Origin of the sequence: Streptococcus sanguinis, assembly GCA_013378335.1 — a bacterium.
Lineage (GTDB): Bacteria > Bacillota > Bacilli > Lactobacillales > Streptococcaceae > Streptococcus > Streptococcus sanguinis_I.
The window spans coordinates 1,861,491-1,885,447 of record CP040556.1; the positions used below are offsets into that span (position 1 = coordinate 1,861,491).

Annotated in this window: 18 protein-coding genes and 1 pseudogene; 5 read left to right on the top strand and 14 right to left on the bottom strand. The window is 45.2% G+C overall.

Annotated elements, in window-relative coordinates; genetic code table 11:
• Positions 1-85: 85 nt before the first annotated feature.
• Complete coding sequence (gene queG / locus FFV08_09575; GenBank protein QLB52819.1) at positions 86-1,228, top strand: tRNA epoxyqueuosine(34) reductase QueG; 1,143 nt, start codon at positions 86-88, stop codon at positions 1,226-1,228.
• Positions 1,229-1,272: 44 nt separating this feature from the next.
• Here the strand turns inward: queG and FFV08_09580 are convergent, their stop codons facing one another.
• The 7 genes and pseudogenes from FFV08_09580 to FFV08_09610 all read right to left on the bottom strand — a co-directional run bounded on the left by FFV08_09580 (position 1,273) and on the right by FFV08_09610 (position 8,962).
• Positions 1,273-3,030 (bottom strand): ABC transporter ATP-binding protein, encoded by a 1,758-nt coding sequence (locus FFV08_09580; GenBank protein QLB52820.1) that lies wholly within the window; start codon positions 3,028-3,030, stop codon positions 1,273-1,275.
• Positions 3,020-4,786: an ABC transporter ATP-binding protein gene (locus FFV08_09585; protein QLB52821.1), complete on the bottom strand. Its 1,767-nt coding sequence runs from the start codon at positions 4,784-4,786 to the stop codon at positions 3,020-3,022. The genes FFV08_09580 and FFV08_09585 overlap by 11 nt, the downstream gene beginning before the upstream one ends.
• The gene (locus tag FFV08_09590; GenBank protein ID QLB52822.1) at positions 4,779-5,237 is read right to left on the bottom strand and encodes a winged helix DNA-binding protein; all 459 of its coding nucleotides are present in this window, start codon (positions 5,235-5,237) and stop codon (positions 4,779-4,781) included. Before FFV08_09590 ends, FFV08_09585 begins: the two co-directional genes overlap by 8 nt.
• A gap of 152 nt (positions 5,238-5,389) precedes the next feature.
• Positions 5,390-5,800, bottom strand: coding sequence for a peptide deformylase (locus FFV08_09595; GenBank protein QLB52823.1), 411 nt, complete (start codon positions 5,798-5,800; stop codon positions 5,390-5,392).
• A 46-nt stretch (positions 5,801-5,846) separates the two neighbouring features.
• Entirely contained in the window at positions 5,847-6,746 is a 900-nt protein-coding gene (locus FFV08_09600; protein QLB52824.1) for an ROK family protein, read from the bottom strand.
• 159 nt (positions 6,747-6,905) lie between these two features.
• The gene (locus FFV08_09605) at positions 6,906-8,816 is read right to left on the bottom strand and encodes a PTS beta-glucoside transporter subunit IIBCA (protein QLB52825.1); all 1,911 of its coding nucleotides are present in this window, start codon (positions 8,814-8,816) and stop codon (positions 6,906-6,908) included.
• A pseudogene (locus FFV08_09610) lies at positions 8,809-8,962 on the bottom strand (accessory regulator T protein). The gene FFV08_09605 and the pseudogene FFV08_09610 overlap by 8 nt, the downstream one beginning before the upstream one ends.
• A gap of 50 nt (positions 8,963-9,012) precedes the next feature.
• On the opposite strand from FFV08_09610, the gene FFV08_09615 reads away from it, so the two are divergent.
• The gene (locus FFV08_09615; protein QLB52826.1) at positions 9,013-10,467 is read left to right on the top strand and encodes a sucrose-6-phosphate hydrolase; all 1,455 of its coding nucleotides are present in this window, start codon (positions 9,013-9,015) and stop codon (positions 10,465-10,467) included.
• Positions 10,448-11,413, top strand: a complete 966-nt coding sequence (locus FFV08_09620) for a LacI family transcriptional regulator (protein QLB52827.1) — start codon at positions 10,448-10,450, stop codon at positions 11,411-11,413. Before FFV08_09615 ends, FFV08_09620 begins: the two co-directional genes overlap by 20 nt.
• Positions 11,414-11,618: 205 nt before the next feature.
• Here FFV08_09620 and FFV08_09625 read toward each other — a convergent pair whose 3' ends face one another.
• The 7 genes from FFV08_09625 to uvrA form a co-directional block, all read right to left on the bottom strand.
• Positions 11,619-12,476: a 5'-nucleotidase, lipoprotein e(P4) family gene (locus FFV08_09625; GenBank protein ID QLB52828.1), complete on the bottom strand. Its 858-nt coding sequence runs from the start codon at positions 12,474-12,476 to the stop codon at positions 11,619-11,621.
• Positions 12,477-12,765: 289 nt separating this feature from the next.
• On the bottom strand, positions 12,766-16,464 hold the full coding sequence (locus FFV08_09630; GenBank protein ID QLB52829.1) for a pullulanase: 3,699 nt from the start codon (positions 16,462-16,464) through the stop codon (positions 12,766-12,768).
• Between the two features lie 205 nt (positions 16,465-16,669).
• On the bottom strand, positions 16,670-17,116 hold the full coding sequence (nusB, locus tag FFV08_09635) for a transcription antitermination factor NusB (protein QLB52830.1): 447 nt from the start codon (positions 17,114-17,116) through the stop codon (positions 16,670-16,672).
• Complete coding sequence (locus tag FFV08_09640) at positions 17,094-17,483, bottom strand: Asp23/Gls24 family envelope stress response protein (GenBank protein QLB52831.1); 390 nt, start codon at positions 17,481-17,483, stop codon at positions 17,094-17,096. The genes nusB and FFV08_09640 overlap by 23 nt, the downstream gene beginning before the upstream one ends.
• A 19-nt stretch (positions 17,484-17,502) precedes the next feature.
• Positions 17,503-18,063, bottom strand: coding sequence for an elongation factor P (gene efp / locus FFV08_09645; protein QLB52832.1), 561 nt, complete (start codon positions 18,061-18,063; stop codon positions 17,503-17,505).
• Positions 18,064-18,124: 61 nt separating this feature from the next.
• Positions 18,125-19,186: an aminopeptidase P family protein gene (locus FFV08_09650; protein ID QLB52833.1), complete on the bottom strand. Its 1,062-nt coding sequence runs from the start codon at positions 19,184-19,186 to the stop codon at positions 18,125-18,127.
• A gap of 152 nt (positions 19,187-19,338) precedes the next feature.
• Positions 19,339-22,170 (bottom strand): excinuclease ABC subunit UvrA, encoded by a 2,832-nt coding sequence (gene uvrA / locus FFV08_09655; protein QLB52834.1) that lies wholly within the window; start codon positions 22,168-22,170, stop codon positions 19,339-19,341.
• A 128-nt stretch (positions 22,171-22,298) separates the two neighbouring features.
• Between uvrA and FFV08_09660 the strand changes: the two genes are divergently transcribed.
• On the top strand, positions 22,299-23,243 hold the full coding sequence (locus FFV08_09660; protein ID QLB52835.1) for a magnesium transporter CorA family protein: 945 nt from the start codon (positions 22,299-22,301) through the stop codon (positions 23,241-23,243).
• Between the two features lie 18 nt (positions 23,244-23,261).
• Positions 23,262-23,936, top strand: a complete 675-nt coding sequence (locus FFV08_09665) for a DUF1129 family protein (protein QLB52836.1) — start codon at positions 23,262-23,264, stop codon at positions 23,934-23,936.
• Positions 23,937-23,957: the final 21 nt, after the last annotated feature.

Here is a 23,957-nt window from a genome sequence, read left to right on the forward strand (position 1 = left end):
TTATAAAATATTGGTATATCTATATAGGAGGCAACCCTTTCTCAATCATTCGCCAAGTTGGCATTTTTCCGCTATAATAGTAAGGATGAACATCAAAGAAGAAATTATTAACTTAGCAAAAGACATTGGGATTTCTAAGATTGGCTTTACGACAGCGGACGATTTTGACTATCTGGAGAAGTCGCTGCGCTTGTCTGTCGAAGAGGGACGAAATTCAGGATTTGAGCATAAGAATATTGAGGAGCGGATCAAGCCTAAGCTGAGTCTAGCCTCAGCCAAGACCATTATCTCTATCGCAGTCGCCTACCCCCACAAGCTCAAGCAGCAGCCTCAGAAAACGGCCTACAAGCGGGGGAAATTCACCCCTAACAGCTGGGGACTGGACTACCACTATGTCCTGCAGGACAAGCTGGACCGGCTGGCCAAGGGAATCGAAGAACTGACCGCTGACTTTGAATACAAGGGCATGGTGGACACGGGCGCCTTGGTCGATACCGCCGTAGCCCAAAGAGCAGGAATCGGCTTTATCGGCAAGAACGGCTTGGTCATCTCCAAGGAATTTGGCTCCTATATGTTTTTGGGAGAGCTAATCACCAATCTGGACATCGAGCCTGATCAGCCCGTCGACTACGGCTGCGGAGACTGCAACCGCTGTGTGACAGCCTGCCCTACTTCTTGCTTGATTGGCGATGGCAGCATGAATGCCAAGCGCTGTCTGTCCTTTCAGACTCAGGACAAGGGCGTCATGGATTTGGAATTTCGTAAGAAGATTAAGACTGTCATCTATGGCTGCGATATCTGCCAAATCTGCTGTCCTTACAATAAAGGTTTGGACAATCCTCTGGCGACAGAAATTGACCCTGAACTCTCTCATCCAGAGCTCCTGCCTTTCTTGGAGCTTTCCAACGGTCAGTTTAAGGAGAAATTCGGCCATGTGGCCGGCAGCTGGCGGGGGAAAAACATTCTGCAGCGCAATGCCATTATCGCTCTGGCAAATGCTAATGATCGCTCTGCCATTCCCAAAATACTGGAAATTATCGACAAGGGGCAAAATCCGATTCATGTCGCTACAGCTATCTGGGCTCTGAGTCAGCTGGTGCGGGAAGTCCATCCAGAAATGATAGAACTAGTCATGGGCATCAAAAATCCGACACCGCAAATCCAAGAAGAGCAAGGCCGTTTCCTAGAGAAACTTGGCCTAGAAGAAAAGCTTGTGATAGAAAACTAAAAAAACATCAGGAAAAGGAACATTCCTGATGTTTTATTTGAGCATCAACCTGCATCTTCCTCTACAAACTGACTATTATAGAGGTCCGCATAGAAGCCATTCTGATCCATGAGTTCATCGTGGTTACCCTGCTCGATGATATTTCCATCGCGCATGACCAAGATAAGATCCGCATTACGGATAGTAGACAGGCGGTGGGCAATGACAAAGGAAGTCCGTCCTTCCATGAGTTTGTCCATAGCCTTTTGAATCAGCTCCTCCGTCCGCGTATCGACTGACGAAGTTGCCTCATCCAAGATCAAGAGCGGTGCATCTTTCAGCAGAGCACGAGCGATCGTCAGCAGCTGCTTCTGACCGACCGACAAGTTGACTGTGTCATCCAGCACTGTATCATAACCTTGCGGCAGAGTCATGATAAAGTGATGAACACCAACCGCCTTCGCTGCAGCGATAACCGCTTCATCTGTCACATGCTCCTGATTATAAATCAAGTTCTCACGGATAGTCCCCTCAAAGAGCCAGGTATCCTGCAAGACCATTGAAAAAGCATCGTGAACCTCGGAGCGTTTCATATCCTTAATATCTATACCATCAATGCTGATACGTCCTTTATCAATTTCATAGAACTTCATAAGGAGATTAACGATAGTCGTCTTACCAGCACCTGTTGGGCCGACAATGGCAATCTTCTGTCCGGCTTTGGCCTGGGCTGAGAAATCATGAATGATGGTCTGGTCTGGCTTGTAGCCAAAGAAGACTTCTTCAAAGGCAACATTTCCCTTGACAGCAGTAAGCTGCTGCTCTTTATGCTGGTCGTCTTCCATATCAGGCTCAGCCAGAAATTCAAAGACACGAACCAGTGCTGCACCAGCCTGCTGCAAGACGGCGATACCTTGGGCAATCTGTGACAAAGGCTGAGAGAAGGTCCGCACATAAACCATAAAGGCGACAATAATTCCGATACTAATAGAGCCATTAATCGCCAGAGCAGCACCGACCAAAATAACCAGCACATAAGAAAAATTCCCCGTAAAGAACATGAGCGGCATCATCATGCTAGAGATAAATTGAGACTTCCAAATACTGTTATAGAGATTGTGATTGAGAACTGCAAAGTGCTCCTTTGACTGCTCAATGGCATTATAGCTGGTAACGACATTATGGCCGGAGTACATCTCCTCCACATAACCGTTTACCGCAGCCAGATCGTTTTGCTGGGCGGTGAAATAGCCCTGAGACTTGCCCATGATGAGACCGACAAAGACAAAGCCGACTACAGTAGCCAAGATGGTTACCAAGGCCAAGATCCAGTTCATGAAGAACATAGTCAAAACCACAGCCACCAAGAGCAGGATGGAAGAGATAACATTTCCCAGACTCTGATTGAGGGATTGGCCGACCGTATCTACGTCATTAGTCACGCGCGACAGAGTATCCCCCTGAGAATGACCATCGAAATAGCCCAGCGGCAGCTTGTTAATCTTCTCTGCAATGGCCGTCCGCAGCCGCTTAGAGAAATACTGGATAACCGTACTGATGATAAAAGACTGCCCGTAGTTGAGCAGGGCTCCAACTGCATAGAGCACGGTCAGCAGAAGGGCAATCTGAGACACGGCTTTTAAATCAATATTGGTAGCCAAACCTTCAGAGATGAGATTGGTAATTTCTTTTAGTTTATTTGGCCCATAGACCGTGATAATGTTTGACAAGACAGCTCCCACAAATGCCAAAGCAAGAGGAAGCTGGAAGCCTTTGAGATAAGGTCGTATCTGGCTAAATAATGAAGGCTTCTTATTTTCCATTTTCTAATTCCTCCTTGGATAGTTGTGAGTAGGCAATTTCTTGATAGACTTCGTTGCTGGCCAAAAGCTCTCGGTGGGTACCTTGACCAACCACCTTACCAGCATCCAAGACCAAGATTTGATCCGCATCCATGATAGTAGAAATCCGCTGCGCCACGATTAGTTTGGTCATATCCTGCGTCCGCTCAGCCAATTCCTTGCGCAAAATACGGTCTGTCTTATAGTCCAGCGCTGAGAAAGAATCATCAAAGATGAGGATTTCTGGCTTACGAGCTAATGCTCTGGCAATAGCCAAACGCTGACGCTGACCACCAGAGAAGTTGGTCCCGCTTTGAGCCACTTCTGCTTTCAGCCCCTTTTCCTTCTCTTGGACAAAGGGTTTAGCCTGTGCTAGGTCAAGAGCCTCCCACATTTTCTGCTCATCCAGCGGGCTTTCTTTGCTTTGGCCGAAGTCCAGATTGCTCTCAACATCGCCAGAGAAAAGCACCGCCTTTTGAGGGATGTAGCCGACCTTATTATGCAAGTCTTCCAGCTGGTAATCCTGAACATTGACACCATCTACCAGAATCTCTCCTTCAGTCACATCATAGAAACGAGGAATGAGATTGACTAGCGTGGATTTTCCTGAACCGGTTGAACCGATAAAGGCCACGGTATCACCAGCCTGCGCTGTAAAGCTAACATGCTCAATGACTGCTTCTGAATTCTTGGAATAGCGGAAGGACACATCTCGAAAGACCACTTCTCCCTTGCTATCCGCTGCTGCCTTAGGCTGTTCTGGACTGGTGATAGAAGAATGCAGGTCCAGCACTTCATTAATCCGGCCAGCGGATACAATGGTCCGAGGCAGGACGATGAAGAGAGCCCCCATGAGCAAGAACCCAATCACAATCTGCATAGCATAGGACATAAAGACGACCATATCACTGAAGAGCGGGAGACGCTCCTGCAGTCCAGCTTCCTGAATCAAATAAGCACCAATCCAGTAAATAGCCAGTGTCAAACCGCTGGAAATCCCCATCATAACTGGATTTATCATAGCCATCAGACGACCGATAAAAAGATTGAGCCGGGTTACTTCATCATTGGCTGCCGCAAATTTCTCATCCTGATAATCCTCAGCATTGTAAGCCCGGACCACGCGAATCCCAGTCAGACTCTCTCTAGTGACGCTGTTTAGTTTATCGACCAAACGCTGCGCAACTGACTGTTTGGGAAAGGCCAAGGTCATCAAAACTGCTGTCATCAGGATATTGACTATAACAGCAATGAGAACCGCCATCAGCCAACTTTCTGACTTGCCGATAATCTTAGTCATAGCCCAAATCGCCATAATCGGTCCCCTGGTCACCACCTGCAGCCCCATGGTAATTAAGGTCTGTACCTGGGTAATATCATTCGTCGTCCGAGTCAGCAGACTAGGGATTGAAAATTTCTTAATCTCCGTCTGCGAATAGTCTAGCACACGGTTGAAAATATCGCTCCGCAAACTCTGGGTAAAGCTGGCTGCTACACGAGCGGCAAAAAAGCCAACCACAACAGCTGACAGCAAACTAGCAAAAGACAGGCCGATCATTTTCAGACCTGGCTCCCACAAATCCGCCAAACCAGTCCCCGGTGTTTGCAATAGCTCTGTAATCGTCGAAATATAGGTCGGAACTTCTAATTCCAAATATACTGTTAGGAAGGTGAAGAGCACACTGAGAACAATCATGCTCACTTCCCTTGCCGTCAGCCGTTTAAATAACTTAAACATCTTTCCCTCCATTTTCTAAACTTTCGATATTCTGATAAAACTTGGCCATGACTTGAGAAAAAATCAGCAGTTCCTGCTCAGAAACACCATTCAAAATAGAACGATCCATTTCATCAAAAAAATCACGGATTTTTTTCATTCTTTCCTGCGACTGCGGAGTGAGACGGATATATTTAGCCCGCTTGTCTGTCTTGCTCGTTTCCAGCTGGATAAATCCATTCTTCTCCATCCTTTTCATTAAGTTAGAGGCCACCGATTTGGAAATATCCAACTCCTGCTCAATATCCTTGATAAGAGTGTCCTTCCCCTCTTCCATACGATAGGCGACAATATGCAAGACCTGTCCCTGCGGCCCAGCCATGGACTCAATCCCTTGCTCCTTGGCAAGTTTTTCCACTATGAGATGAATCTTTCGTCCAAAACGCTTCATTTCTAATAAAGGCTTTTCCATCAAAACTTCCTTCCTAGATTGGTTCTCGTGAGAACTAATTAGTTTTCATGAGAACTATTTTAACACATGGAAGAAAAATGTCAAGAAAAAAGTTTCTATGAGAACTATTTTTTCGATAAAAAATTCAGCCCTTCTCAGGCTGAATGATTTCCTTAAATCAAGATTCCTTCCAAATGGTCCAATTCATGCTGGCAGATTTGGGCAGGCAGGCCTTTCAAAGTCATAGTCTGCTGCTGCCAATGTTTATCCAGATAATCGATTGTGATTTCCTGATAACGTTGGGTAGGACGGCTTCCAACCAAGGACAGGCAACCCTCTTCTGTCTGATAAGACCCTGATTTAGAGCGCAGCACCGGATTAAACATGACTACCGGCACCAAGCCATATAGAAAGATAATGACTCGCTTACGGACGCCAATCATATTGGCTGCGAGCCCTATACAATTTTCTCGATTGGCCTGCAGAGTATCCTGCAAGTCTTGAGCCAGATAAAGGTCTTCTCTACTAGCCTGCTCTGATGGCTGCTGTAGGAAGAAAATATCTTTGACAATTGCTTTTTCCATTACTTTTCCTCATAGAGAAGGGCCTGATAAATCAGACCCTATAAGCTTATTTTGCGTGGCGCTCACTAACTTCTTTGGCCAGTACAAAGTTGCCCAGCGTTGCGGAGCCATTTCCAGCTACAGCCGGTGTCACGATATAGTCACGAACATCGGGAACTGGCAAATAGCCATTCAGAAGAACTGTGAATTTCTCACGAACCCGATCCAGCATGTGCTGCTGCGCCATAACACCGCCACCAAAGACGATGACATCTGGACGGAAAGTCACTGTCGCCTGAATAGCCGCCTGAGCGATGTAGTAAGCTTGAATATCCCAGACGGAACTATTGAGTTTAATATTCTCTCCACGAACTCCAGTTCGCGCCTCTAAACTTGGCCCAGCCGCCAATCCTTCCAAACAGCCATTGTGGAAAGGACAAACACCATTGAACTCTTTCTCTACATCCATAGGGTGCTTAGCTACATAATAATGCCCCATCTCTGGGTGACCTGTCCCCCCTATAAATTCGCCTCGCTGGATAGCACCCGCACCGATTCCTGTCCCAATCGTATAATAGACCAGATTTTCAATACGGCCGCCAGCATTGTTACGGGCTACCACTTCACCATAAGCCGAGCTATTGACATCCGTTGTAAAGTAAATAGGCACATTGAGGGCCCGGCGCAGAGCGCCGACAATATCCACATTAGCCCAATGCAGCTTAGGCGTAGTCGTGATAAAGCCGTAAGTCTTTGAGTTAGGGTCAATATCAATCGGCCCGAAAGATCCAACAGCCAAACCAGCTAAATTGTCGAAACGAGAAAAGAACTCGATCGTCTTGTCTAGTGTTTCGATAGGCGTGGTCGTTGGAAACTGTGTCTTTTCAATAACTTCAAACCGCTCATCGCCTACAGCACAGACAAACTTAGTGCCTCCCGCTTCCAAACTTCCATACAATTTTGTCATTATAAATCCTCTTTTAATATTTGATTTCTACTCTATTCATTATAGCATATCTCTTGCAGACTTCTTGCTAAAAATAGTCTTTTTAAAGCTTTTTCAACAAGACTGTACTTATGACATAAAAAACGAACAAATCAACTTTTGTTCGTTTTCTAAATTCCATTAAGCTTTCACTTCAATAACTGCGTCGCCTTTAGCAAGAGCTCCTTCTGCTACTGGAGTCACAGAATCGTAGTCAGCTGTGTTGGTAACGATGACCATAGTCGTATCATCCAGACCAGCGGCTGCAATTTTCTCAGCTTCAAATGTTCCCAGAACATCACCAGCTTTGACCTTGTCGCCTTGAGCAACCTTTTGGTCAAAACCTTCGCCGCCCATAGACACTGTGTCGATTCCGACGTGAATCAAAATTTCAGCACCATTAGCTGTCTTCAAACCATAAGCGTGACCTGTTGCAAAAGCAATCGTCACTTCAGCATCAGCTGGTGCATACACGACACCCTCACTAGGTTTGATGGCAATTCCTTGTCCCATCGCTCCGCTAGAGAAAACAGGATCATTCACATCGCTCAAAGCCACTGCCTGACCAACAATTGGAGAAATAATCGTTTCGTCTTGGAGGGGTGCTGGCACATTACCAGTCTTTTCTTCTTCGACCAAGCGCTCTGTCTCTACTTCAGTAGCTACTTCTTCTTCGTCTTTATATCCAAAAGCATAAGTCAATCCAAAACCAAGACCAGTAGTTATTAATACCATCAAAATGTATTGAAGAATTTGGCCATTTAGATAAAGAAGAGTACCCGGAATAATGGTGATACCAAAGCTAGTTCCAGCTAAACCTAAAATGTTTGCGAACCAACCACCAGCAGCACCAGCAAGCAGGCCCATGATAAATGGTTTCCCATAACGAAGGTTAACCCCAAAAATAGCAGGTTCAGTGATGCCAAGTCCCGCAGAAAGAGCTGCTGGGAAGGCAAGAGCTTTGAGTTTTGGATTCTTCGTTTTAACACCAACCGCAAGTGTTGCTCCAAGTTGAGCAGTCATAGCTGCCGTAATAATAGCATTTAGTGGATTTTCTCCTGTAGAAGTTACCAAGTTAGACTCAAGTAGATTGAAAATATGATGGACACCTGTCACAACAATAACTTGGTGAACTCCACCAAGAACTAAACCACCCAAGCCAAATGGTAGGCTAAGTAACCAAGTTGTAGCGACTTTAACATATGATTCAATATCGTGAAAAACAGGCCCAATGACAAACAAAGCTAAAATAGACATCACTAGGAAGGTCAAAAATGGTACAACTAGTAAATCTAATACATCAGGAATACGCTTATGGAGCCACTTTTCAAGTTTTGCACCAATCAAACCAACGAAAAACGCTGGTAAAACTGAGTTTTGATAACCGACAACTTTAATAAATCCGAAGAAGATTAATGGCTTAGCATCTCCAGAAGCTACATCCCAAGCATTTGGTAAAGCAGAGTTAACCATCATCAATCCTAGAACCAAACCAATCAATGGATTACCACCGAAAACACGGAAGGCTGACCAACAAATCAAGGCTGGAAAGTATGCAAAAGCTGTATCTGTTAGTACGACTGTATAGGTATAGAAGTTTGTTGCTTTAAAAGCATCTGCAGTTGTGCCGAACAAAGATAGTACTTGGTCTTGCGCAATCGCACCACGGATACCCATAAACAAACCTGTTGCAACAATAGCAGGTAAAAGTGGTACAAATACATCACCCAAAGTACGGATGGCACGTTGGAACCAATTTCCTTGCTTGGCAGCTTCTGCTTTCATGTCATCTTTTGATGAAGTTGGCAATCCTAAGGCTACAACTTCGTCATAGATTTTATTAACCGTACCGGTACCAAAGATAATCTGGTACTGGCCTGAGTTAAAGAAGGCACCCTGAACTTTTTCCAGATTTTCGACAGTCTTTTTATCGATTTTACCTTCATCTTTTACCATCACGCGCAAGCGAGTCGCACAGTGAGCCACACTGTTGACATTCTCACGTCCGCCAAGGGCTTCGATGACTTTTTTTGCAATTTCAGTATTATTCATTTGCAAAAATCTCCTTATAAATATTTTTAACTTTTTGAAAGCGATTTTATCACCTTTACGAATATTATTTTACCATGATTCAAAAATATGTCAAGCGTTTTGCAGAAAAAATTTTTTTTTACTGTTAAATGTTGATTTTTCGGCAGAAAACGTTTACTATAGTAATAAGAAATAATATGATTCGGAGGACAAAAGATTGGCTTGGACGACTGAAAAACGCTACAAACGCTATGAAGACTGGACGCAGGAAGAGCTACAGCAGATCAAAGAAAACATTGCTAAATCTCCTTGGCGGGCTAACTACCATGTAGAGCCTCAGACAGGTCTGCTCAATGACCCCAACGGCTTTTCTTATTTTGACGGCAAGTGGGTGGTTTTCTACCAAAACTTTCCTTTCGGAGCAGCTCACGGCCTCAAGTGCTGGGTCCAGATGGAAAGCGATGACCTAGTTCACTTCACAGAAACTGGTCTTCGGGTGCTGCCAGATACTCCTCTGGACAGCCACGGCGCCTACTCTGGCTCTGCCATGCAGTTTGACGACAAGCTCTTTCTCTTCTACACTGGCAATGTCCGTGATGAGAATTGGGTGCGCCATCCTTATCAGATTGGTGCCTTGTTAGATAAATCAGGCAAGCTCGAAAAAATTGACAAAATCTTGATTGAGCAGCCTGCTGAAGCGACCGACCACTTCCGTGATCCGCAGATTTTCAACTACAAAGGACAGTTCTATGCCATTGTCGGTGGGCAAAACCTAGACAAGCAAGGCTATGTCAAGCTTTACAAGGCAGTCGATAATGACTATACCAACTGGGAAGCCGTCGGTGATTTAGGCTTCGCCAATGACAAGACAGCCTATATGATGGAATGTCCTAATCTAGTCTTTATCAATGACCAACCAGTCCTGCTCTATTGCCCTCAAGGTTTGTCTAAGGACGTACTGGATTATGACAACATTTATCCGAATATGTATAAAATAGGTCAATCGTTTGACACAAGCAAAGCTGCTATGATTGATCCTAGCCCTATCCAAAATCTGGACTACGGCTTCGACTGCTACGCCACCCAAGCCTTTAATGCACCTGACGGTCGTGCACTGGCTGTCAGCTGGCTAGGCTTGCCTGATGTGGAATACCCATCTGACCGCTTCGATCATCAAGGGGCCTTCTCCCTCGTCAAGGAATTAACCCTGAAAGACGGCAAGCTCTACCAGTACCCAGTGCCTGCTATCAAGAATTTGCGAGCAGAAGAACAGCCTTTCGCTGCTTTGGCAGAAAGCAAGAATAGCTACGAACTAGAACTGAATCTCGCTGCAGACACCGAACACGAAATCGTCCTCTTTGCAGACAAGGATGGCAAGGGGTTACGCATCAATTTTGATCTTAAGGAAGGTCAAGTGACCGTTGACCGCAGTCAAGCGGGTGAGCCATTCGCCCTGGACTTTGGAACCAGCCGAAGCTGTAATATTGACAAAGAAGCAACGAGTGCTTCTATCTTCATCGATAAATCAATTTTTGAAATTTTCATCAATAAAGGAGAGAAAGTATTTTCCGGCCGTGTCTTCCCGAGAGAAGACCAGACAGGTATTGCTATTACTAAGGGCAATCCAACCGGTACTTACTATGAATTAGATTATGGTCGCAAAGCTAACTGATGTAGCAAAACTTGCAGGAGTCAGCCCCACAACTGTTTCCCGCGTCATCAACAGAAAAGGCTACTTGTCTGACAAAACGATTTCGAAGGTTGAGGCAGCCATGCGAGAATTGGCCTACAAGCCCAACAATCTGGCGCGTAGCCTCCAAGGAAAATCAGCCAAGCTAATTGGACTTATTTTCCCTAATATCAGCAATGTCTTTTATGCAGAATTGATTGACAAGCTGGAGCATGAGCTCTTTAAACAAGGCTATAAAACCATCATCTGCAATAGTGAGCATGACTCTGACAAGGAGCGCGAATACCTTGAGATGCTGGAAGCTAATCAGGTGGACGGCATCATTTCTGGCAGCCACAATCTAGGCATCGAGGACTACAATCGCGTGACTGCACCAATCATTGCCTTTGACCGCAATCTTTCGCCGGATATCCCAGTTGTTTCCTCAGACAACTTTGGTGGCGGAGTGCTGGCGGCTCAGACCTTGGTCAAGGCTGGAGCGCAAAACATCATCATGATTACTGGCAATGACAATTCCAACTCACCGACCAGCCTGCGCCATGCCGGCTTTGCTTCCGTCCTGCCGAACGCACCGATTATCAATGTATCCAGTGACTTTTCTCCCGTCCGAAAGGAAATGGAAATCAAGCAAATCCTGAGTCAAACTAAGCCCGATGCTATTTTTGCTTCAGATGATTTGACAGCCATCTTAATTATGAAAATCGCTCAGGAGCTAGACATCCAGATTCCCAAAGATTTGAAAATCATCGGCTATGACGGCACCTACTTTGTGGAGAACTACTACCCACAGCTGGCAACGATCAAGCAGCCGCTGAAAGATATTGCCTGCCTCTCTGTGGACCTGCTCCTCAAAAAAATTGCTGGCCAAGAAGTCCAAACAACTGGCTATTTCCTGCCAGTCAGTCTCTTACCTGGTAAGAGCATCTAATTTTTATCCCAAAAAGAGTCTGGAACAAAAGTCCGGCCTTAAATATAAAAAGCGAACAAAACGAGTTATCTGACACTCAGAATTCTGTCTTGTTCGCTTTTTTGTCTAATCTATCGATTTTAAAAATTTATAATAAAGAATTCCTAAAATCAAAATCTTTTTGTCCCAGCCTCTTTTTATGTCTAATCTTTCAAAAGCTCTCATACTATTTATCAAAGCTTTCTAAAGCTTTTTCACGTTCTTCAACTTGGCCTTTGGCGTCTAATTTTTCGCCCTTGTAAACTGTGGATTCCCATGATCCATACATTGGATTAGGGAAGATGATGAATTTTTCACCAAATTCTTCTTGAAGTTCGTCCAATTTCTTGTCACGCTCTTCGGAAGACTTTTTAGAGAAGTCTGCAAAGTCAACTAAATTATCCCCAAAAAGCATAACTAGATTTGTCGTTTCTTGAACTTTTTGACGACGTCCTTCTTTTGAATTGACGCCTTCTTCCAAGAGCATCAAATGGTCACGCCCCTGAACAGGAATGCCTTCTTTTTCTAGGTTCTTAATGGTTGCATCTACCTGACTAGCCGCACGGTCAGAAATATAGTAAATTTGTACACCATTTTCATTGGCAAACTGGAGGAATTCTTTTGCTCCTGGAACGGCTTTAGCCTCCGCCTTTTGGACCCAAACATCCCAATTTTCAGGTGTAAATGCTGTGCCATCCTTTACATTTTTCACTTGATAGGGGCTGTTATCCAGTACAGTCTCATCCAAGTCTAATACGATGGAATAAGGTTTTTCTGTCGGTGTTTTTAATAATTCTTTCAGACGATTCGTTGCAACGTTATAACCTTGGAAATACAAAGCCTTGGTTTCAGCCGCCTTTTGATACCAAAGAGTAGACATGGTATTTTCTCTTGAACGAAGCTGATCATAGGTCATCGAAATCTTATTATCCGATGTACTGCTCTCTGTTGTCTTATTTTCTGTTGGTTTCGAAGCACAGCTCGTCAGAATAATAACTGATGCCAATGCAGAAAAAATAGTTACGGTAGCTTTCGTTGCTTTCATAAAAAAAAACATCCTCCTAATATTATTCTAATTAAATTATAACGCTTTCATAATGATTGTCAAGAAAAACCCTTATCTGAGCATCTAATAATCCGCTATTTTTTTGAAGGATTAACTTCCTTAAGGCTCTCGGCCTTTTGTCTTACTTCACTCCTAGCTTCATCTGCATTCTTTTTAGATTCCTTACACCAAAAAAGCCGAGATAAAAATCTCAGCTGACCTCCATTATTGGAAGTCGTCTTTATTTAGCCATAGTCTAAAAATTTCTCACAGGGCATTCATCAAATTATTACTCTTTCTTTCTAAAGGTTAGCAGACCGGCCAGGAAAGCAAGGAAGCCACCTAAAAGTGCCAGCAGAGAAGTGCTTGTTCCCGTTTTTGGCAAGGCTTTTTCTGTTTGGCTAGCCGCTTCTTTTACTGCTGAATCCTGATTGTTTTGCCCATCCAAGGATAAAGCCTGAGGCTGAGCCTTGGCTACAGAAGAGGCAGACAGCTGCTCTTCTTGAGCTGTTGGATCTTGGGATTTTTCTTCCTGAGCGGGGTTCGCTTTTCGAAGTCGCAAAATAGTCGCTGTTAGCGGAGCTAGGGCTAAACCATTGCTGTTTCTGGTGACACCTGCTGGATCAGCAATGGCCGTCACTCCTGCCGTATTGCCATCTGCCACAACCTCTGCACCTGCTAGATGCTTGTAAGCTTCACCAAAGTTGAATTGTCGTTCCTTGGTGTCTGCATTGACAAAGACTGCATAAATATCGCCATTAGAGGCAACCACTTGGTAGCCAAGGACCAGATCTTCTTTCTCAACACCATCCTTGCCAGGCTGGGTAATGAGGGTTACATTTTGCTCCACTTCATCTTTGGAGCTGCGGGTAAAGGCATCCGTTGATTTACGCAGAGCAATCAAGCCTTTCATATAGGCACGACTCTTGGCATTTTCAGGGAATTTCTCCGAATCAGTCGCCTTGGTCCAGTCAAAGTGGTTGACCGCGTCGCTCGAATCATAAGAATCATGAATGAAATACGGATAGTCAAAGGGAGTGCCGTCCTCATTGGTCAACAAATGCGCTTTGTTTGGAACCTTGTCTTCTGAGACAGGATATTTATAGTCGGGATCACGGAATTGCTTGGTCCGGCCGTACTCTTGACCAGAGTGGATAAATGGTGTCCCTTGCGAAGTCAGAATCATCAGATTTCCCAGACGTAGGCGGCGATGAATCTCTTGATAGTTGGCTGCCACTGCCGGATCTTTCTTGATCGACTGGGCAATGATATCAAAGAGCGTCAGATTATCATGGGCTGCGATGTATTGGATCACATCCCCTGGACTATCTGCCTCAAAATTGGTTGGCTGCGCCTTGATGTTTTTGAAGACATTTTCCACACTACGCTTGCCACCAGTGATAAAGGCTGGTGTTCCCTCATTTGGATACCCCGATTTCAAGGTATTCCGAATATCATCTGAGAAGACCGCTACCGTGTCTGTTGACTTCATCCAAGATTGGTCAGCAGGCTGGACAGCTTTATTTTCATCACCTACATAAGTCTTCCAGCCCTCACCCAGCATAATGAGGTTTGGATTGAGCTTTTTAGCTTCTTCAAAGGCTTTTTGGATGGACTCAGCATCGTGATCCCCCATCATATCAAAGCGGAAACCATCTACCTTGTACTGCTCTGTCAGGTACTTGATCGAATCTACCAAGACCCGTCTGCTCATATAGTGAGTAGTACCCAAGCGGCCGCCACCAAAGCTTGATCTCGGTGTACCATCCGCATCCATAAAGTGGTAGTAATTGGGCTCCAAATCTTCAAAGATAGAGGTCTTAGCCGTATGATTATAGACCACATCCAGGATAACGCCCATTCCACGCTTATGAATTTCGTTGACAAGATTTTTGAATTCCTCAATGCGTTTGGCTGGATCTGTCGGCGCGCTGGAGTACATACCTGTCAGCGAGAAGTAGTTTTGCGGATCATAGCCCCAGTTATAGTTGCTGTTGCTGGAGGCGTACTTGTCCATGCGCTCAGCATTTTTCAGCTCATTTACATAGTAATAACTTAGAACTGGCAGGAGCTGAACGTGGGTCACTCCCAAGTCTTTCAAATAATCCAATTTCTCAATGAAAGCTGAGAAAGTTCCAAATTGAGATTTCAAATCCTTTGAGATAGCTGGATCAGAGGTAAAGTCACGAACGTGCGCCTCATAAATCAAGGCATCTTCCCGCTTCTTGAAGTTCGGAATAGTAGCATAGGTCAGGTCTTTCGGTCCATATTCACTTGGATCTACAAAGGCTGCCTTGGCAATCTTGTAGGCATCCCCCTTGTCCGCATCTTCACTGTTCCAAGCAGCTAAAGACTTGGCATAAGGGTCCAGCACAAGAACCTTTTTGCCGCCACGAGTAATTTCATAATGATAGAAATAACCACGATAGTCAGAAATTCCTAGACCGCTCTCAGGCGTCAAGCTGCTGATCCATGTGCCAGACTCACCTTTCTGCATAGCCATGCGACCAACAACCTTATTCTGATCTTCTTTGTCATAGACCACCAAATCGACTTGGTCCGCACTCGGTGACCAGAAAGTTAGGTCCACTTGTTTGCCCGCTTGAGAAACACGAGCTCCCAAATCACCATCATACTTGTAAAGACTATCCTTCAGCTGCCAGTTCATGCTGGTTTTGAATTGATCATTGCCGTATTTGATAAGATAAGGTGACTGAGCTTGGTTAAAATCACCAATCAATTTGGCACTTTTATTCTTAGGATCCAGAATCACATCTTTAACAGCAACTTCTCCGCCATCTTTGTCCGTAATCTTTAAGTTCTTTAAAATGTCCTCTTTTTTGGCATTTTCTAAGGTAGAAAAGCTGGCTTCAATCTCGGTCAAGCCTATATGCTGGGCACCCGTCATACGAATATCATTGACAAAATAAGGGTTGGTATAAACTGTCGGATCCGCATCACGCAAGAAAATTTGGCTGTTTTTCTCCAAATTAGCGAAATTATAATCCTGATTTTGAATCTTCACATCATCTCCTGATTTGCTTTCGTCTAGAAGCAAAAAGCCAATCATCTTAGCAGCATCTTTCAAGGGAACATCTACATAGCGACCATATTTCCCAGTATTTTCAAAGTCCACTCCGTCAGGCCAATTCTTGCTTGGATTTTGGACATCTCCCCAGAGCCAGAGCGACTTCTTATCATACTGGCCATCTGTACGATAGTAGTTGATTCGAACCATCCCTTTTTTCAAAGGCTCATAAGTATGAGGCTGATAGTCTGTATCAAACCAAACCTCATTCATTTGCGGGCTGAGCAGTTCAACTGTCTTATCACCTGTAATATTCTGACCTGCTGTATTATTGATTAGAAGGCTGATTTTGCTTCTTTTCTCAGCCATTTTAACATCAAGATAATAGCCGTAGTCGTCTTCTTTAGCAGTCGCAAAGCTAGTTGCTCCAGTCGGCCAACCACCCTTTTGACTAGAAGGCGTCTCGACATCATCCCAAGTCCACAGGCCCAAGCTGTCTAGATTTTGTGAGGGCAAGGTTTTGAAATGAAAGCGAATATTGCCTTCTTCAATAGCATCTTTCGCCGAAGCTTGCGGCTGACCTACTGGTTCTTGCTTGTCTTTTTCACTTGGATTTGCAGCCTCTTGACCAGCTGCTTCCGAACCTGCACTAGCTGGAGCTTGCTCTGCCACTACACCAGTTGGAGTAGCCTGCTCTGAAGCCCCCGCTCCTGAACTATCTGCCTCTCCAGCTTTTTCTTCATCTGCTGACTTAGGTAGGGCTGCCGCATTTGCATCAGAGACTGCTTCTGTTGCAGGGCTGGTAGTTGTACTCGCTTCATCCGCTTGGACTAATTGGGCATTTCCCAGTAGGAATCCTGAGGCAATGACAACAGAGGCTACTCCTACTTTTAAGCGACGGATGCCGAAATAATGACGCTTTTCGCTCTTCCTAGACTGTAGGTGATAGTTATTTTTCATAAACAGAAAACTCCTTTATTATTTCTTATAGAGAACATCTATGCAAACGTTTTCTGTATTTATTATACCTATTCTTTTTGAACTTGTAAAGGCTTTCAAGAAGAGTTTTTTTCACTCAGATACTTCATGCTCTCTGTGTGGATTTTGATGATTCAAACGACATTTGACAAGCAAAAAAGCCAAGACACTTGTCTCGACCTTTATTTTATTCAACGATAAATTGACTCAAAATCCCATTAATGAACTTACTGGACTTTTCGTCAGAGAATTGCTTGGAAAGCTCAATGGCTTCATTGACTGCTACCAGCTGTGGAGTGTCAAACTCTGTAATTTCAAAGATCCCCAGACGCAGGATATTTTTCTCTACTAGCGTCAGACGATCCACTGTCCAGCCCTTTTTGAGGTGCTGGGCAATTTTCTTATCCAAGTCATCCTTGGACTGAATCACACCAGAGACCAGATTGAGCAAGAAGGCTGGAATATCAGCTTCCGCCGCTTTGTCTGCCTCTTCGTCCTTATCATACGAATAGGCAAATCTGCAAGCCTCCACAAGATCCCCTTCATACTCTAGGCTCATCAGGGCCTGAAAAGCCCGCTGGCGCAGACCTCTTCTGGATTCCAACAGTATATCAGTCATTGAGGAAGTCCTCATCAAATAGATCTTTCAAGTCTGGCTTCGGTGCCTTTTCTGGAACAATACCTGCCACATGGATATTGACAGCAGACAGCTCTACCTCAGCCATATCAAAAACAGCACTTTTTACAGCCTTCTGGATTGCTACTGCAACAGTCGGAACGCTGACACCGTATTCCAAATACAGGTAGATGTCTACAGTCACATCTCCTGTCTCATCTGTATGGAGCGATACTCCACGACCGAGTGAACGCATAGAAAGACTGTCTGACATACTCTTATTTGCGAAGGAATAAACGCCTTCTACCTTTGCCGTTGCAATAGCAATAATTTTTTCCAAAACACGTGGCGCAATGACGATTTCACCTAATTGTTCAGCTGCCATAGTTATTACCTCTTCTATATTATGCGCGAGAAACGTAAGTTCCTTCTGCAGTGTTGATGATTAATTTTTGTCCAACTTCGATGAAGTCTGGTACGTTGACAACAAGACCTGTCTCAAGTGTAGCGGGCTTACCAGATCCGGTAACAGTAGCTCCCTTGATAGATGGCTGAGTATCTGTCACGACCAATTCAACTGTTGTTGGTACAGTCACACCAATCACTTCTGTTCCGTAGAACTGGATTTTCACATCAGAGTTTTCAAGGATGAATTTCAATTCTTCTTCTACATTGACTACTGGAATTTCATATTGATCGTAAGTCTCAGTATTCATGAAATAAGCAGTGTCATCCATTTGGTACAAGTATTGAGCTGGAACAGTTTCAATAATGGCTTGTTCAAATTTTTCTTCTGGACGGTAGCTGGTATCAAAGGTAGAGCCAGTACGAACATCGCGCAGCTTCATACGCATAATCGTATTTCCTTTACCTGGTTTGTGGTGGCTCGCTTCCAAAACGCGGATGAGTTTTCCATCAGCTGTTTCGAAGGTCATTCCAGCTTTCAGCTTACTTGCTTCAATCATTCTATATTACCTCTTTTTAAAATTATATTTCTACTTATTCTATCATAAAGCCTGATAATTCTCAAATAACAATCAACTCTTTCGGCGCAAGAGTTAGGACTTCGCAGCCTGTTTCTGTGATGAGGAGATCGTCTTCGATGCGGACGCCGTATTTGCCATCCAGATAAATACCCGGCTCATCAGTCAGGACCATGCCCGCCTCAATCAGCTCTTCTGACTTGCCAAAGTAAGGAACCTCATGGATGTCCAGGCCGATACCGTGACCAATCCCATGGCTAAAGTAAGGGCCATAGCCAGCATCGTTAATAATCTGGCGCGGAATCCGGTCAAAATCAATTCGGCTAAGCCCAGACTTGGCTGCTTCTATCAGGGCTTGATTGCTACGCAGAACAATATCATAAATCTCCCGCTCCTCATCTGTCACATGTCCCACATGAACAGTCCGCGTCATATCACTGACATAGTGATTGTAGTAGCAGCCAAAGTCCATGGTCAAGGTTTCCCCTTTTTGAATGACCTTGTCACTAGCCACGCCATGTGGCATAGCAGAGCGGTAGCCCGAAGCGATGATGAAGTCAAAAGAGGCACCTGAAGCACCTAGCTGCCGCATACGGGCATCTAAAAAGTTCATAACAGCCAGCTCTGTCGTCTCACCAGGCTTGATAAAATCCAGTACATCTAGGAAGGCTTGATCCGAAATCTGACAGGCCTCACGAATTGTCGCGATTTCTTGCTCATCTTTAATCATGCGCAAATTTTCAATAAAGCCTGTCATGGGAAGCAGCTGGTAGGCTGAGAAGACACTTTCCAGCATCTTGAAGTAGGCATAGGAAATTTCATCCTCAAAACCGATTTTTTGCAGCTTGTCATCCGCAATAATCTTGACAATCTCTCCAATCGCGTCGCGCGTTTCTACAATATCAAAACCTTGGACAACTCCCTTGGCAATCAGCGTATAGCGCGCATCTGTCAGGAAAATTCGGCGTGTTTTGCTGATGAAAACCGTCGCTTCTGTCCCGCTGAAACCAGTCAGATAGTAAATATTTTTCAGATTGGTTACTAAAACAGCATCGCATTCTGTCTGAGCCAATGCTGCTTCAAACTTTTCAACTCTTGATAACATGAGGCACCTCCGTGAAATAACTAAGCTTATTATATCAAAAAACAAGTCAAATAGGACATTTTTTGACAAACCTTATCTAGGGCTTAGAATCCAACGAGCATTCTCCGACACGAAAAATCCCTGTTTTTAATATCAAACAGGGATTTGATGAATCATTTCACGTGCAGCTTGCCTTTCAAGTACTGGCCGGTATAGCTGGCTGGATTAGCAGCGACTTCTTCCGGTGTCCCTGTCGCAATGATTGTACCACCACCGACACCGCCTTCCGGTCCTAAGTCGATGATATGGTCAGCTGTCTTGATAACATCCAGATTGTGCTCGATAACGAGTACTGTATTGCCATCGTCCACAAAGCGTGATAACACATGAAGGAGCTTGGCAATGTCTTCGGAATGCAGACCCGTTGTCGGCTCATCCAAGATATAGAAAGACTTACCAGTCGAGCGCTTGTGAAGTTCGCTGGCCAGCTTCATCCGCTGAGCTTCACCACCTGACAAGGTCGTGGCTGGCTGCCCTAGAGTCACATAGCCTAGTCCCACATCCTTGATAGTCTGGAGTTTGCGGGCAATCTTGGGAATGTGCTGGAAGAATTCTACCGCATCATTAACCGTCATGTCCAGAACCTGAGCAATATTCTTTTCCTTATAGTGAACCTCTAGAGTCTCGCTATTATAGCGGGTGCCGTGACAGACCTCGCAGGCCACATAGACGTCAGGCAGGAAGTGCATCTCAATCTTGATAATCCCATCACCCGAGCAGGCCTCACAGCGACCGCCTTTGACATTAAAGCTGAAACGGCCCTTCTTGTAGCCGCGAATCTTGGCTTCATTGGTCTTGGCAAACAGATCGCGAATATCGTCAAAGACTCCAGTATAGGTAGCCGGATTAGAGCGCGGTGTCCGGCCAATCGGACTTTGATCAATATCAATCAGTCGATCCACATGCTCAATGCCGCTGATTTTCTTGAACTTACCTGGCTTGGCAGAATTGCGGTTGAGTTTTTGGGCGATGGCCTTTTTAAGGATAGAATTGACCAGCGTTGACTTACCGGATCCAGAAACTCCGGTCACAGCGATGAATTTGCCCAAGGGGAATCTAGCCGTGATGTTCTGCAGGTTATTTTCCTGAGCACCAGTCACTTCGATAAAGCGACCGTTGCCTACGCGGCGTTCCAATGGTACTGGAATCTCGCGCTTACCTGACAAGTATTGGCCTGTGATAGATTTCTTGCTCTTGGCTACTTGCGCAGGAGTGCCGGCTGCTACGATTTCACCGCCGAAAACACCGGCTCCTGGTCCCACATCAATCAGCCAGTCCGCCTCCCGCATGGTATCCTCATCGTGCTCAACTACGATGAGGGTATTGCCCAGGTCGCGCATCTTCTTGAGGCTGGCAATCAGGCGGTCATTGTCACGCTGGTGCAAGCCAATAGAGGGCTCGTCCAGGATATAGAGGACACCACTCAAGTTCGAGCCGATCTGAGTCGCCAAGCGAATCCGCTGACTCTCACCTCCTGATAGAGTCCCAGCCGAGCGAGACAAAGTCAGGTAATTAAGACCAACATTATTAAGGAAGGTCAGGCGATCATGAATTTCTTTGAGAATAGGCCGCGCAATCGTGTCTTCATTGTCAGTCAGACTTAACTTCTCCAACTGTTCCAAATGATCTGCAATGGACAAGTCTGAAATCTCACCGATGTGCAAGCCATCTTCGCCGCCAACCTTGACAGACAAGGCCTGGGGACTGAGTCGATAACCATGACAAGCTACACAGGTAAGCTCATTCATATAAGCCCGCATCTGTGTCCGAGTAAAATCACTATTGGTTTCATGGTAGCGACGGTTGATATTAGTGACAACCCCCTCAAAAGGAATATCAATATCGCGCACACCGCCAAACTCATTTTCATAGTGGAAATGGAACTCCCGACCATCTGAACCAAAGAAAATCAGCTGTTTTTCTTCCTCAGTCAGTTCCTCAAAAGGCTTGTCCATATCAATACCAAAGGCTGCCATGGCCTGCTCCAGCATCTGCGGATAGTAGTTGGAGGAGATGGGATTCCAAGGCGCTAGCGCTCCTTCGCGCAAGGTCTTGCCAGCTTCAGGCACAACCACATCTAAATCTACCTCCAGCTTAACCCCCAGACCATCACAGTCCGGACAGGAGCCAAAAGGCGCATTGAAAGAGAAGAGGCGTGGCTCCAGTTCTGGGACTGTAAAGCCACAGACTGGACAAGCATAGTGCTCAGAAAAGAGCAACTCCTCGCCGTCCATGGTGTCAATCACCACATACCCCTCAGCAATCCGCAAAGCTGCTTCGACCGAGTCAAAGAGGCGGCTGCGCACCCCTTCCTTGATGACAATTCTGTCTACTACAACCTCAATATCATGCTGCTTGCTCTTAGAAAGCTCTGGCACTTCCGTCACATCGTAAATATCGCCATCCACGCGCACACGCACATAACCGTCCTTTTGAATCTTATCAAAAACGGTCTTATGCTGACCCTTTTTCTTGCGGATGACCGGCGCTAAAATCTGCAACCGCTGACGCTCCGGCAATTCCAAAACCTTGTCAACAATCTGCTCGACAGACGAAGCCGTAATAGCTCCATGACCGTTAATACAGTATGGCGTTCCAACACGAGCATAGAGCAGGCGCAGATAGTCATTGATTTCGGTTGCAGTTCCCACTGTTGAGCGGGGATTTTTGCTGGTTGTCTTCTGGTCGATGGAAATAGCCGGGCTGAGACCATCAATCGAGTCCACATCCGGCTTTTCCATATTGCCCAAAAACTGCCGAGCATAGGCCGACAGACTCTCCACATAGCGGCGCTGCCCCTCAGCATAGAGGGTGTCAAAAGCCAGACTGGACTTGCCCGAACCGGACAGACCGGTCACCACGACCAACTTGTCCCGCGGAATTTCTACATCAATATTTTTTAAATTATGAGCTCGCGCTCCATGAATCACAATTTTATCTTGCATCTTGACCTCGTTTCACTTATAAACCCTCTCCATTATAACAAATTTTTCTGCAAACTTTTGCCCCAAAAACCCGAATTTGTAGTATAATAGTACGGTATGCAAAAAACACTCTGGAAAGGAAAATGATTATGAAGCAAGTCTTTTTATCAACTACGACAGAATTCAAAGAGATTGATTCGCTCGAATCGGGCACCTGGATTAATCTTGTCAACCCTTCCCAGAGTGAATCAATCGAAATCGCCAACGCCTTTGGTATTGACATCGCTGACCTGCGAGCCCCCCTCGATGCGGAAGAAATGTCCCGGGTTACTATCGAGGATGAGTACACGCTGATCATCGTTGACGTGCCCATCACTGAGGAGCGGAATAATAAGATTTACTACGTCACTATCCCGCTTGGTATTATCATCACAGAAGAAGCGATTATCACCACTTGTTTGGAGAAATTGCCTCTGCTAGATATCTTCATTCACCGGCGCTTGCGCAACTTCTATACTTTTATGAAGTCACGTTTTATCTTTCAGATTCTCTACCGCAATGCTGAGCTATATCTGACAGCCCTGCGCTCCATTGACCGCAAGAGTGAGCAGATTGAAAGCCAACTGCACAAGTCCACGCGAAATGAAGAACTGATTGAGCTTATGGAGTTGGAAAAGACCATCGTCTATTTCAAGGCCTCTCTTAAGACAAATGAGCGAGTGATTAAGAAGCTGACCAGCTCTACCAGCAATATCAAGAAATACCTAGAAGACGAGGACTTGCTGGAAGACACCTTGATTGAGACCCAACAGGCCATTGAGATGGCTGATATCTACGGCAACATCCTCCACAGTATGACAGAGACCTTTGCCTCTATCATTTCTAATAACCAGAACAATATCATGAAAGCCTTGGCTCTGGTGACCATCGTCATGTCTATCCCGACCATGATTTTCTCGGCCTATGGGATGAACTTCAAAAATAACGAACTGCCTCTCAACGGTGAACCACATGCCTTCTGGATTATCATGTTCATCGCCTTTGCCATGAGTGCTTCGGTCATGGCCTATCTCATGCACAAAAAACTATTTTAACCTTTAGAAAGAAGACCTATGTCACAAGTATCCCTCGACAAACTCAGTAAGAAAAACAAAGAATTTATCCATATCGCGACTAACCAGCTCTTACAAGACGGCAAATCCGATCAGGAAATCCAGACTATCTTAGAAGGCATTCTGCCGGAAATCCTGGAAAATCAAACCAAAGGAATCACTGCCCGCGGCCTCTACGGAGCCCCAACTACTTGGGCGGCTTCTCTGACTGCAAAAGAGCGCTATGATGCCGAACATCCAAAAGAAAATGACGATCCTAAATGGATGATGCTGGACTCCGTCCTCTTTATCTTTGGTTTCTTTACCCTCCTGACCTCAATCGTCAATCTAGCTTCCTCTCAGCCATCTGTCTATGGACTGACGACTCTCGTACTCGGAAGCATCGTCGGCGGGCTTTCTTTCTATGCTCTCTACCACTTTATCTACCGTTTCTACGGACCAGACAAGGACCGCAGCCAGCGCCCTAAGCTGCTCAAATCCATCCTCACTATGGCAGCTGCTATTCTCCTCTGGAGCATGTCCATCGTCCTGACTAGTCTCCTGCCTGAATTCCTCAATCCCCGCCTGTCCAATATCGTAGTTGCTATTGTCGGCGCTATTACCCTAGCCCTGCGCTTCTATCTCAAAAAACGCTTCAACATCAAGAGCGCGACTATGGGACCGACGAGATATTAATATCTACATAAAAAGAGGTTC